Here is a 10,964-nt window from a genome sequence, read left to right as displayed (position 1 = left end):
CCAGCCCGACCCCGCACAGCAGGGTGGGCCGCGCCCCGAAGTGCTCCGCCAGCGGCCCCACCGTCATCTCCCCGACGGGCACGGCGATCGTCGAGCCCAGCGCGTCGTAGGCGTAGACCCGGGCCAGCTTGTCCTGCGGGACGTTCTCCTGGAGCGAGAGGTCCCAGGCGACGCCGAACTGCTCGATCGCGACGCCGTTGACGAACATCGCCGCCAGCAGCAGCGCCACGTCCGCCGACTGCGCCAGCGCCACCAGCGGCAGCGCGTCCAGCGCCACGGCGGCGACGCCGATCCGCAGCGCGTGCCGCGCCCGGGAGCGGGCGCACAGCACCCCGCCCACCAGCGCGCCCGCCATCTGCGTCGCCAGCACCAGCCCCCACGCCGAACGCCCGAACGTGCTGTCGGCGACCGTCGGGCCCAGCACCTGGATGCCGCCCGACGACACCGCGTTGACGACGAAGAACTGCAGCACCACCACCCACACCCAGGTGCGCGAGACGAACTCCGCCCAGCCCTCCCGCAGCTCCCGCAGCGGACGCGCCCGCTCGACGGCGCCGGCGGCGGGTGCCGGCCGGCGGGCCCGCAGGCTCCGGCCCGCCAGCCGGTACGCGGCGGCGGCCCCGAGGAAGGCCAGCCCGGTGAGCGTCATGCCCCAGCCCGGCCCGGCGAGGGCGGCGAGCAGGCCGCCCGTCGAGGTCCCGCCGATCATTCCGGCGTTCACCCCCATCCGCGCGTACGCGTTCGCCGGGCGCAGCTCGTCCGCGGGGACGGTCAGCGGCAACAGCGCCGCCGAGGCCGGGATGGAGACGGCCGCCACCGCGCCCTGCACCACGGCCAGTGTCGCCAGCACGCCCAGCGGCGCCCGGCCGGCGAGCACCGCCAGGCCCACCGCGCTCTGCGTCACCGCGGCGGCGAGCGCGGCGCCCTGCAGCACCAGCGCCCTCGGCAGCCGGTCGGCGAGCAGGCCGCCGAAGAGCAGCAGCGCCACGTTGCTCACCGAGCGCGCCCCGACGACCAGCCCCACGTCCACGGCCGTACCGCCCAGGTCGAGCACGGCGAAGGCGAGCACCACGGGGGCCATGGAGTTACCGAAGAACGTCAGCGCGCGCCCGAGGGCGAGCCGCCGGAAGGCGGGGCGACGCAGGGTCGTGTTCCTCACGCCCCGCAGTCTGCGGCAGCCTCCTCACAACCGTCAAACAATTATTTGAGGGTAGGCCGGAGAGGTACCGGAGTCGTAGGACCGGCGCCGGAAGCGGCGGGTGCGCCCGGCTGCGAGGGTGGGGCCATGACCACAGCCCACTGGCCCGAGCACCTCGCCGTCGGCGCCGTCCGCTTCGCACGCCCGACGGCGCGCTACGACGCCGTCCTCGCCTTCTACCGCGACGACCTCGGGCTGCCCGTGCTCGCCGACTGGCGGGACCACTCCGGCTACGACGGCGTGGTGTTCGGCCTCCCCGGCACCCCCGTCCAGCTGGAGCTCACCCAGCACGGCGCGCCGCCGCACATCCCCGAGCCCCACCCGGAGAACCAGCTCGTCCTCTATCTGCGCGGCCCCGGGGCCCGGGACGCCGCGGTGGCCCGGATGACGGGCCGGGGCCACACGCCGGTGGCAGCGGCCAACCCGTACTGGCCCGCGCACGGAGCCGTGCTGTTCGAGGACCCGGACGGCTGGCTGGTCGTGCTGGCCCCCTGGGTGTTCGGCGAGGACCCGGTGCCGACGGCCGCGCCGTAACCCCGCCGCCGGCCGGAGCAACTGGCGTGCCCCGCACGTGTCTTGGTGTCGCCGAGGGGTGTCGCCCCCGGGTGTAGCGTTTCTCGCGGACACCGGCCGAACCGGGCGAAACGCCCCTCGCACCAGGCCCCTTGTGAGCGGAAGCACCCATGGAACCCACACCACCACCCGTATCCGACACGGTTCTCCCCCGCCCCGTGGGCGAGTTGCCCCGGCCCGCGACTGTCGCCGCGTGCAAGAACCTGGCGGGCAAGCTCGCCCAGCGCTTCGGGTTGGACACCGCGGCGGCCGACGCGTTCGCGTGGGCCGCCGTCGATCCGGCCGGCGCGCGCAAGGCCGCCGAGGCCCCGGAGCGGCTGCCGGTCCCCGGGGGCGCCATCCTGGCGCTGCGTACGGCCGTCTGGACCCGGAGCATCGTGCCCGACCCGCGCAACCCCCGGATCAGCTCGCTGCGCCGCCACCCCGTCTCCGGCCTCGTCGGCACCGGCGAGGGGACCCGCTTCCGGCCGCCCGCCGAGCCGAAGGCCGCACCGGACGGGCGGCCGGGCCTCGTCCAGCACCTGGAGAGCCAGGAGCACCTGGCCTGGGCCGCCAAACAGGCGCGTGACCATGTGCTCCAGCACAACGACTGGCGCGAATCGCTCCGGCACCAGGGCGTGATGACGGAGGTGTGGCTGGCGGCCACGACGTTCCGGCACGGCGACGGCGCGCCGGAGGTGACGGTGCCGGTCACAGCGGAGGGTTCGAGCCGTCTCACCTGCGCCCACGACCTGCTCGGCGTCCGGTCGGCCGACGTCCCGTACCTCCGGAACCGCGCGAAGCTGCGGACCCGGATCCGCAGCCTCAACGAGAAACTCGGCGCCGCCGGCGCGCAGGAGCAGATCGCACCGGACGACGCCGTCGCGGCCCGCTGCGAAACGGTGCCCGCCCTCCTGATCGTCGGCTTCGAGCCCCACGCGGAGGCGGGAGCGGACTTCGCGGTGGCGGTCAGGTCGCTGGTCGCGCTGCGCCACGTCGATCCGCCGAAGTCGTGGGGGGAGGCGGCGGAGCAGGAGGCGCTGGCCGACGCGGTGGTGGACGAGATCGAGCGCCGCGGCCTGGTCACCGGTGCGAACGCCGCGTGGCTCAGGGGCGCGCTCGCGCCCTCCGAGGCGTCGGCTGCGGGCTTCAGCGCGGACCCGGCCACCCGTACGGCGGCGATCGTCCGGCTCTTCACCACCAGTACGCCGGAGATCCACCAGGCGGTCCGGATCGCCATCACCGGCCAGAGCACCAGAAAGCGGATCACCACCAAGCTGCTGCTCGACCTGGCCAGCTCCCTCGCCATGCGCTCGGCCCCGCTGGACGACGCGCGCAAGCGGGAGCGCCTGCGGAAGTACTTCAAGACCGCGTTCTCCAGCGAGCTGGGCAAGGAGTGGGAGGCGACGTTCCGGAGCCCCGGCGACCTCGCGGCCGCGGCCCTCCGCGAGACCGCGCACGGCGAACCCGGCCCCGCTACCCGGGAGCTGGCGGCCCGCAGTGCCTACCCCCTCGTGGTGCAGGGGCAGCTGGCGGGCGACAGGGGAAACGTGAACAGCGACCAGCCCGACCGGCGCCACCCCGGGGAGGTCCTCGACCGGATGCGCGACACCCCGCACGGAGTGCACCAGATGAAGCAGGCCCTGACCGACTTCGCCGACGGGCGCCGCGCCCGGATGGTCGACGAGTCCGGCGCGGTCCGGCGCACCGCCGACGGGCGCGACGTCCTCGCCAAGGACGCCGCGCTGCGGCGCGCGTTCCCGCCCGCCGGGGAGGGACCGTCCCCCGTCGCGGCGCCGACGGCTCCGGGCGAGCTCCTGGGCAACGCCCTGCACACGCTCGGCCAGGCGCTGCAGGAGGTGAGCGGAGCGGTCAAGGAGGTCGAGGCGGTCCGCACCGACGACGGGCTCTCCGCGATCGACGTCCTCGGCGCCGACCCGCAGGACTGCGACGCCTGGCGGGACGTCCTCCAGGAGGTCCTCCAGAAGCTCCCCGTCTGGCGGATGCGGAGCGTGGAGCGGCACGGCACGGGCGCGGACGGCCCCGGAGCCGACGGCGGTGAGACCGACGACGTATTCGAGGACGGGTTCGAGGACGGCTCCGAGGAGGACACCGAGGACGCCTTCGAGGACACCGAGGACGCCGAGGATGCCGGATTCGCCGAGGAGGCCGAGGACGGCGGAAGCCTCGTAGGCGCCGGGGACGCCTGGCACGCCGGGGACGCCGGGCACGCCGACGACAACGCCGGTGCCTCCCCGGGCGGGGCGTCCGGGCGGGCGCGCGCCGAGCCCGCGCCCTCTCCCTGAGTACGGAAGACACCGTGCCTCCGCACGTCTGAGGCACCGTCCGGCCGTTCCGGCCGGATTCGCGACACGGATGCCGCGCGAAGCCCACCCCCCTCCGGGGACCGGGCGGTGACGCCGGCGCGCTGGTCCTTCCGGGCCCCGCGCCGGTAAGCCTCGGGGCCCGCGCCCGCCTCCGCTGCCGCTTGCGTCACACCGGGCCGGGCCCGGGAGACACCGAGCGGGTGCGCGGGACCCCTCCCAGCTCACCCAGCCGACCCTGTCAAGGCCGCCATCGCTGAGCTGGAGCGCACACGTGTCACGAACGACCCTCCCCGCCGGGGCCGAGGGAGAGCTGCGGGCGATCCTCGCCCGGAACACCGCCCCGTCGACAGCGGACGCCGCGTGCGCGGGGACCGCCACCGAGAGCTTCCACCCCGAGCAGGGCCCTCCCGGGGACGAGGCGCTCGCGCTCTGCGCGCGCTGCCCGGTCCGCCTCGCCTGCCTCGCCCTGGCGCTGCGCACCGAGGACCCGGTGCACCGGGAGGGCTGGTACGGCGGGCTCGGCCCCGCCGAGCGGGACGCGCTCGCACGGCGCCTGCGGGATCAGCTCGCGCCGTCCCCGCCGGTCCCGGAGGAGGCCGCCACGGCGTACCGGATGCGCCGGGAGGGCGCGAGCGTCGGCACCATCGCCGCGGCCCTCGGGCGGTGCACGAGGACAGTGCAGCGGTATGTGCGCACCGTGGAGTCGCGGGCGCCGCGCGGCGCCCGGCGCACGCCCCCGTAGCGCTCGTCCGCGGCCGTGCAGGCGGCTGCCCCGGTACGGTGAGGCCATGAGCGGACTCCCCGACTGGATGACACCTCCCCGCCCCGAGGGGTGGCGGTCGGAGGACCTCGACCATCTGCCTGAAGCCCCCCGTCACACCGAACTGATCGACGGAGCCCTCGTCTTCATGATGTCGCCCCAGCGGTCCTGGCACAGCCGCCTCGTCACCGCGTTCACTGCCCGCCTCATGGAACAGGCACCCGACGGCTTCGAGATCGAGCGGGAGATGACCGTCCGGCTCGACGACCGCAACCGCCCGGAGCCGGACGTCTGCGTGACCACCGTGCCCTACGACAGCAGCCGGACGGGGTTCGAAGCGAACGAGGTCCTGCTGGTCGTCGAGGTGGTCTCCCCCGAGTCCGCGCACCGGGACCGCACGGTCAAGCTGCGCAAGTACGCCGAGGCCGGGATCCCGCACTACTGGTGCGTCGGCGAGGAGGACGGCAAGCCGGTCGTGCACGTCTACGAGCTCGACCGGCCGACCAGCGCCTACGCCCCCGCCGGGATCTTCCGGCACAGCCTCCGGCGCGAGCTGCCGTTCGAGATCGGGCTCGATCTGGACCAGCTCGTGCCCTGACGGGATACCGCCGCACCAGGAGCCCTCCTTGCCGGGTCCCGGCAAGGAGGGCTCCTGGTGGGTGCGGGTGACGCCGATGTCAGCGCCGCGTCAACGGCGCGTAAAGTTCCCCCCGGCGCGCCGGAATGTCAGGTCGGTGAGCGCGCGCACGCTGCTGTCTCTTCACCGATCGGGGGGTTCCACCATGGTTCTCGTGGCCGTTTTCGGAGTCGCGCTGCTGGTCGCGGTGCTGCTCTCCGGGCTCGCCGCGCGTACCGTCCTGTCCACCTCGCTGCTCTTCCTCGTCGGCGGCGCGCTGGTCAGCGACGGCTTCCTGGGGCTGATCCACATCACGCCGGACAGCGGGATCGTGAGCACGACTGCCGACCTCGCGCTCTTCGCCGTACTGTTCACCGACGGCATGCACGTCTCCTTCCCCGCGCTCCGCGCCAACTGGAAGAACCCGGCGCGCGCCCTCGGGCTGGGGATGCCGCTGGCGTTCGCCGGGATGGCGCTGGTCGCGCACTTCGTGGCGGGGCTGGACTGGACGACCGCGCTGCTGGTGGGCGCGGTGCTGGCGCCGACCGACCCGGTGTTCGCCTCCGCGATCGTGGGCCGCCAGGAGGTCCCGGCGAAGCTGCGGCAGCTGCTCAACGTCGAGAGCGGCATCAACGACGGGCTCGCGCTGCCCGTCGTCCTCGTCTTCATCGCAGCCGCCGGGCCCACCGCGGGGCACGTGGACGCGGACCTCGGCTCGATCTCCACCGAGCTGGCGCTGGGGCTGGCGTTCGGCGTCCTCGTCCCGCTGATCGTCATCGGGCTGACCCGGCTGCGCGGGATCGGCGCCGAGCCCAAGCTCCAGCCGCTGCTGCCGCTGGCCATCGGCGTGATCCTGTACGCGAGCTGCCATCTGACGCACGCCAACCCCTATCTGGCGGCGTTCTCGGCCGGCGCCGTGCTCACCGCCGTCTCGCCGGAGGCGGAGCGGGCGTTCCAGCCGCTCGGGGTGGCGCTGGCGGAGCTGGCGAAGTTCGCGGCGCTGCTCGTCTTCGGCGCGCTGCTCACCCCCTCCCTCTTCGGCGACCTGTCCTTCGGCGGGTACGTCGCGGTCGTGCTGGCCATCGTGCTGATCCGTCCGGCCTCGCTGCTGCTGTCGCTGATCGGCACCCGCTTCAGCCGCAAGGAGCGGCTGGTGGGCGCCTGGTTCGGGCCGAAGGGGTTCGCCTCGGTGGTGTACGGGCTGCTGGTGCTCCAGGCCGGGATCCCGCAGGGGGACGAGGCGTTCACGCTCATCGCGGTGTGCGTCGCGCTGTCGATCGTCCTGCACAGCAGTACCGACGTCCCCATCGCGCGGGCCTTCGACGTCCAGGAGCCCTCCGAGGAAGAGCCCGAGGGGAAGGACCCGGCCCTGTCGCAGACCCGCACCTGAGAGAAGGGCGCGTTCAGGGCCGGCCCGCCCCCTCAGGTGCCGGACACACCACGGCCCCTGCTCGGCGGCGAATTCGAGGGGCCGCGGACGTTCGGACCTACGACAACCGGCCGCCCTTCAGCGCGGAGGTGAAAGCGGTCCAGGTGCCGGCGGGGAACGTGAGCGCCGGGCCCCATGGGGCCTTGGAGTCCCGGACGGCGGTCTTGGGCCCGTATGACCCCGCTTCTACGCAGTTGCTGTTAGCTCCGCTGTAGCGCGACTTACGCCACGTGATGCCACTCTCAGACGCATCTAGCAGGGTACTCACTGGTTTCTTTCCTTATGCTCAGCAATCGTCGATAGCGACCGGTCGAACGGCAGCGCTGCTGCTGTCAGGCGTTCGAAGGCTTCGGTGTATCGTCCCACGTCCGAGGGCGCTTCGATATACAAGCTGCTTTCGAGGTGTTCCAACAGGACAACGTCAAGCCCCGGCTGGCCGAAGCCCAACACGGTGAACGCCCCCGTCAAGCCCGGATGGAGGTCGGCCGCACAGGGCAGGACCTGGATGGTGACATGCGGGTACTCCGCTACGTCCAGCAGGCGTTGCAACTGGTCACGCATGACAGCCACCCCGGAAACCGAAGCCATCAGCGCGGCCTCGTGGACAATGGCTCGGAGTTTCAGCGGCTCGGGCCTCGTGAGGACCGCTTGGCGAGCCATGCGCACCTCAACCAACGCGTTGATGCTATCGGTTGTCGCGTTCATACTGACAGCGCCGATAGCTGACCTCGCATATGCAGCCGTCTGGAGGAGACCGGGGATCAGCAGCGGCTCGAAGGTGGAAACCGACGCCGCGTCTGTTTCCAGGCTGATGAAGTCGGCATAGACCTGGTCCAGATCGTAGGTCTGCCACTAACCACGCTTGGCACCGTCGCGGGCCAGCACCGTCAGAAACGAACGGAGCCCTGCGTCCCACGTCTCGTAGGCGTCCAACAGCAACTCCACGTCCGACGGACGTGCACCACGGGTCGCCCCTTCGATGCGCGAGACCTTCGACGCGCTGAGCCCGGTCTTCTCCTCCACGTCGTCAAGCGTGAGCTTCGCGCTCTCGCGAATCCGTTTCAGCTCTGAGCCGAGGCGTCGACGTCGGACGGTTGGCACTGCCATACGTGTGCACCCACCTCTCCTGTCCGTGGCTGTAGCCCCGTACCGCATGCGGGGACCTACATGCTGACACAGCGGCACGTCAACCGGGCGCACAGTTTGGCAAATATGCCAATCCATAGGTATGGCTTGCCAGTTGAATGTCATGAGTGCATGCTATTAGTCGTCGCCACGCAGCGTCGCGGTACCCAAGCGTGGCGTAACAAGATCGCCAACTGCCGAACTACTACGTGCGGTTGGCGAGGGTTGGACCCCGATGCGGATCGCAGGTCGTCCCGTGTCGCAGGTCCGGATCACACCCCCTCGCGTCCTGGAGCGCCTGATGCCTGTAATGCCGCTCTTCAAGCTGGTCTCCGACCGGGTAGCACGATGGGTCAGACACGGCGGCGCCAAGCACCCCCTGACAGAACGTCACATATCGCCGTCAACCGACCGTGCGGTAGCTCCGGCGACTCCCGCACCGCCTGCGAGTGACGCGGTCCGACGGGGCTGCTGGGCCTGGGGGACCTGCCTCCTCTTCTGTCTCAGGGCCGGGGTCCCGGTGAAATGGCTCGGAGCGGTCAACACCGATGACCGCCACGGACAGATGTGGGCCTGTGCCCGGTGCATCGACACGTTGAACCGGCGGGTCAGGGAACAGACGCCGCCCGAGATCTCGTACCCGCCGGCCTCGACCACGGTGTCGCGCGTCCGGATCAAGTGGAGCACGGTCGGCTCTGCGGAGTCGCCATGACCAGGAGCCGGTGCGAGCACCGCGCCCTGGAGCGCGGTCGCGGAGGCGGCTACTGGTGCCGCGAGTGCGGGCGCCAGATCTATCTCGGAGGGACGAAATGACCGCAGGAAGAGGAAGGGTGGGTGCCTTCGTGGACGCGGACGGGGCCCGGGACGACCTGGAGGAAGCTCTGGAACTGCTCGGCGTCCGGCTCCCCGGACTGGGAATCGCTCAACAGGTGTGGAACGGCGGGTCGGTCGGATCCGTCCACCTGGGCGAGTGCACGCCCGACACCGCCCGACAGATCGCCCGGGGACTGCGCGCGGGAGCGAGGACGCTGCGGGACAGACATCGCCCAGCTCGGGAGGAGAGGACTCCCGGGGGCGGGCCTCCGCTGGAGGCGTCGTGAGTGGGGAGCCGGCGGCGTACCAGCCGGGTGACGCGGTCTTCGAGTCCGTGAACAACCGGTCGGGGGTTGTCCAGCAGCGCGCGGGCCAGGGCGGATACCTGGTCTACTCGCCCGCCCACGGGCCGTGGGTGGCGGAGGAAGGCGACCTGAAGCAGGCCAGCCCCCGCCAGCTGGATGTCCTGGTACTGATCGGGACCTACGCCGATCTCCGCTTCCCAGAGCCCGCACGCCGGGATCATATCGCCACTGGCGAGACCGCGTACGCGCAGAGTCCTGCACGTGACGGCGCCCGGCTCTGGGCGAACTCGCCTGACTGAGGGCAGGACTCGCCGAGGTCGACCGCCTCCTGGAGCTGGCCACCGGTGCCGGGCTCGCCCGTGAACGCGTTGCCTACGTGCCCCGCATGGTACGCGGCCTCGACCACTACACCGGTGTCATCTGCGAGGTGGAGGCCGCCGGATACCCCGGATCGATGGCCGCCGGAGGGAGGTACGATCGGCTGGTTGCCTCGCTGGGCGGTCCTGACGGCCCCGCCTGCGGCGGGTCCATCGGCGTCGAGCGCATCCTCGCCGTCCAGGGCTCCCGGGTCGCAGAACAGCGGGGACTCGACGTGGCCCTGACAGTCCTCGGCGGCGAGGAAGACCTGACGCGTCCGGCTGCCGAACTCCGTGATGAGGACCTACGCGTGGGCACTTGCCGGGTTCCTCCACGAAGCTGGCCAAGCAGCTCACGTGGGCCAACGGCCAGAACGCCCGGGTCACGGTCCTGTACGGCCCCGACGAGCAAGCCACCGGAGAGGCCGCTCTCCGGAACATGCGATCAGGCGAGCAGACTCGGGTGCCTCTTCCCAGGTCCGCTGCCCACCTGAGCAGTACTCTCACAGAGCCCTGAACCCCATCCACCGGCGACGGTCCCGGACAGCAGGCCAGGGCCATCACGCTGTTCATAGCACCGGGGAGACGCCGAGGAGGCACGGGCTCGGCCCCTTGGGCCCCTCGGCACAGCACTCCCCGCTCACTCGAACACCGGTCGGACAGCCCGCTTCATTGACTTCGGCTTGTCAGGGTGAGGGCGGAGTGCGCGAGTGCCACGTACGCCTCTCATGCTCCTGCCCGCCGCCTGAGCAGGCGATAACTCCCCGTTATCACGGGCAGCCTGATCGCACACTGAGGGTGAAGGCGCGCAGGGAACGGGAACTCCGGTGCTCCTTTCGTTCCTTCCGGGCGCCTCGTTCTCTCGGACATCGCCGACCGAAGGAGAAGCCTTGCGAGTCATCCGAAGGATCACGCTCGCGACAGTGGTTCTGGCCGCGACAGTCATGCTCCCCCACGCGTCCGTGGCCCAGTCCCCGTCACCCTCCTCCCCTGCTGCCCCGTCTGTCGCCGCCGCAGGCGCCTTCCGCGGCTACGTCAACTACCACTTCGACGGTCCGAGCAAGAAGTTCTCCGGAGAGGTGGGGGACTGCAAGTACGTTGGCGGCGACTGGAACGACAAGATCCGCTCTGCCCGCACCAACACCCGCGACCTGGTGGAGCTGTGGGAACACCACGACTGCACCGGATACTCGATCACCATCGACCGGACCGGCTACGGCCGGATCGGCCCGTGGGTCAGCGCCTACCGCGTCACCAGGACATAGGTCCGACCGGGGACTTACCACGGATTCACCCTGACAGGCCGAAGTCGGCAGGCAAGCCCGAGGTCGACTGCGCCTCGCACCGTCTCACCCCCGCGCTCGGGACGGTCCGTTCCCCGGGCGCGGGTCCAGCAGGACGGCCGCGCCCAGGCTGAGGAACCAGGAGAGAGCGGCCGACACCGAGATCCCGACCGTGGCCGGGACCCCGCCCAGCCCCCAGG

At 71.9% G+C, this 10,964-nt stretch carries 12 protein-coding genes and 1 pseudogene; 9 read left to right on the top strand and 4 right to left on the bottom strand.

Annotation, left to right across the window (positions count from 1 at the left end; translation table 11 throughout):
* Window positions 1-1,159: MFS transporter (locus G5C65_RS21625; RefSeq protein WP_165300556.1), on the bottom strand; the 1,159-nt coding region annotated here is incomplete at its 3' end.
* A 126-nt stretch (window positions 1,160-1,285) separates the two neighbouring features.
* Here G5C65_RS21625 and G5C65_RS21620 point away from each other — a divergent pair.
* The 5 genes from G5C65_RS21620 (at window position 1,286) to G5C65_RS21600 (ending at window position 6,843) form a co-directional block, all read left to right on the top strand.
* Window positions 1,286-1,732, top strand: coding sequence for a VOC family protein (locus tag G5C65_RS21620; protein WP_165300555.1), 447 nt, complete (start codon window positions 1,286-1,288; stop codon window positions 1,730-1,732).
* 197 nt (window positions 1,733-1,929) lie between these two features.
* A complete protein-coding gene (locus G5C65_RS21615) occupies window positions 1,930-4,056 on the top strand; it encodes a hypothetical protein (RefSeq protein WP_165300554.1) in 2,127 nt (708 codons plus the stop codon).
* Between the two features lie 292 nt (window positions 4,057-4,348).
* Window positions 4,349-4,819, top strand: a complete 471-nt coding sequence (locus G5C65_RS21610; RefSeq protein ID WP_165300553.1) for a WhiB family transcriptional regulator — start codon at window positions 4,349-4,351, stop codon at window positions 4,817-4,819.
* Window positions 4,820-4,865: 46 nt separating this feature from the next.
* On the top strand, window positions 4,866-5,435 hold the full coding sequence (locus tag G5C65_RS21605; RefSeq protein ID WP_165300552.1) for a Uma2 family endonuclease: 570 nt from the start codon (window positions 4,866-4,868) through the stop codon (window positions 5,433-5,435).
* A gap of 184 nt (window positions 5,436-5,619) precedes the next feature.
* On the top strand, window positions 5,620-6,843 hold the full coding sequence (locus G5C65_RS21600; protein ID WP_165300551.1) for a cation:proton antiporter: 1,224 nt from the start codon (window positions 5,620-5,622) through the stop codon (window positions 6,841-6,843).
* A 97-nt stretch (window positions 6,844-6,940) separates the two neighbouring features.
* On the opposite strand, the gene G5C65_RS21595 is transcribed toward G5C65_RS21600, so the two are convergent.
* The 3 genes from G5C65_RS21595 to G5C65_RS39430 are packed head-to-tail and all read right to left on the bottom strand — an operon-like array spanning window position 6,941 to window position 7,989.
* Entirely contained in the window at window positions 6,941-7,150 is a 210-nt protein-coding gene (locus G5C65_RS21595; RefSeq protein WP_338146565.1) for a DUF397 domain-containing protein, read from the bottom strand.
* Entirely contained in the window at window positions 7,147-7,695 is a 549-nt protein-coding gene (locus G5C65_RS39435) for a DUF5753 domain-containing protein (RefSeq protein WP_338146566.1), read from the bottom strand. The genes G5C65_RS21595 and G5C65_RS39435 overlap by 4 nt, the downstream gene beginning before the upstream one ends.
* 39 nt (window positions 7,696-7,734) lie before the next feature.
* Window positions 7,735-7,989, bottom strand: coding sequence for a helix-turn-helix domain-containing protein (locus G5C65_RS39430; RefSeq protein WP_241265955.1), 255 nt, complete (start codon window positions 7,987-7,989; stop codon window positions 7,735-7,737).
* 1,114 nt (window positions 7,990-9,103) lie between these two features.
* On the opposite strand from G5C65_RS39430, the gene G5C65_RS21585 reads away from it, so the two are divergent.
* From G5C65_RS21585 to G5C65_RS21575, 4 genes and pseudogenes are all read left to right on the top strand, one after another.
* Window positions 9,104-9,424, top strand: coding sequence for a hypothetical protein (locus G5C65_RS21585; protein ID WP_165300550.1), 321 nt, complete (start codon window positions 9,104-9,106; stop codon window positions 9,422-9,424).
* Window positions 9,421-9,660, top strand: a pseudogene (locus tag G5C65_RS40810) (ATP phosphoribosyltransferase regulatory subunit); the annotation flags it as partial. The gene G5C65_RS21585 and the pseudogene G5C65_RS40810, both read left to right, overlap by 4 nt.
* A gap of 140 nt (window positions 9,661-9,800) precedes the next feature.
* Window positions 9,801-9,998 carry a His/Gly/Thr/Pro-type tRNA ligase C-terminal domain-containing protein gene (locus G5C65_RS40805; RefSeq protein WP_420903344.1) on the top strand — a complete coding sequence of 66 codons (198 nt, stop codon included), beginning with the start codon at window positions 9,801-9,803 and terminating at the stop codon, window positions 9,996-9,998.
* 373 nt (window positions 9,999-10,371) lie between these two features.
* Window positions 10,372-10,746 carry a peptidase inhibitor family I36 protein gene (locus tag G5C65_RS21575; RefSeq protein ID WP_165300549.1) on the top strand — a complete coding sequence of 125 codons (375 nt, stop codon included), beginning with the start codon at window positions 10,372-10,374 and terminating at the stop codon, window positions 10,744-10,746.
* Window positions 10,747-10,964 lie beyond the last annotated feature (218 nt).

The sequence above is a fragment of the Streptomyces boncukensis genome, assembly GCF_011045075.1.
Classification (GTDB): domain Bacteria; phylum Actinomycetota; class Actinomycetes; order Streptomycetales; family Streptomycetaceae; genus Streptomyces; species Streptomyces boncukensis.
Note: the sequence above shows the minus strand (reverse complement) of the source record. Positions and strands in the feature narration are given on the sequence as shown.

What these genes read in the sequence shown, in the direction of transcription:
- G5C65_RS21620 (WP_165300555.1), top strand. Translation starts at nt 1,286, where the DNA reads ATGACCACAGCCCACTGGCCCGAGCACCTCGCCGTCGGCGCCGTCCGC.
- G5C65_RS21605 (WP_165300552.1), top strand. Translation starts at nt 4,866, where the DNA reads ATGAGCGGACTCCCCGACTGGATGACACCTCCCCGCCCCGAGGGGTGG.
- G5C65_RS21600 (WP_165300551.1), top strand. Translation starts at nt 5,620, where the DNA reads ATGGTTCTCGTGGCCGTTTTCGGAGTCGCGCTGCTGGTCGCGGTGCTG.
- G5C65_RS39430 (WP_241265955.1), bottom strand. Translation starts at nt 7,989, where the DNA reads ATGGCAGTGCCAACCGTCCGACGTCGACGCCTCGGCTCAGAGCTGAAA.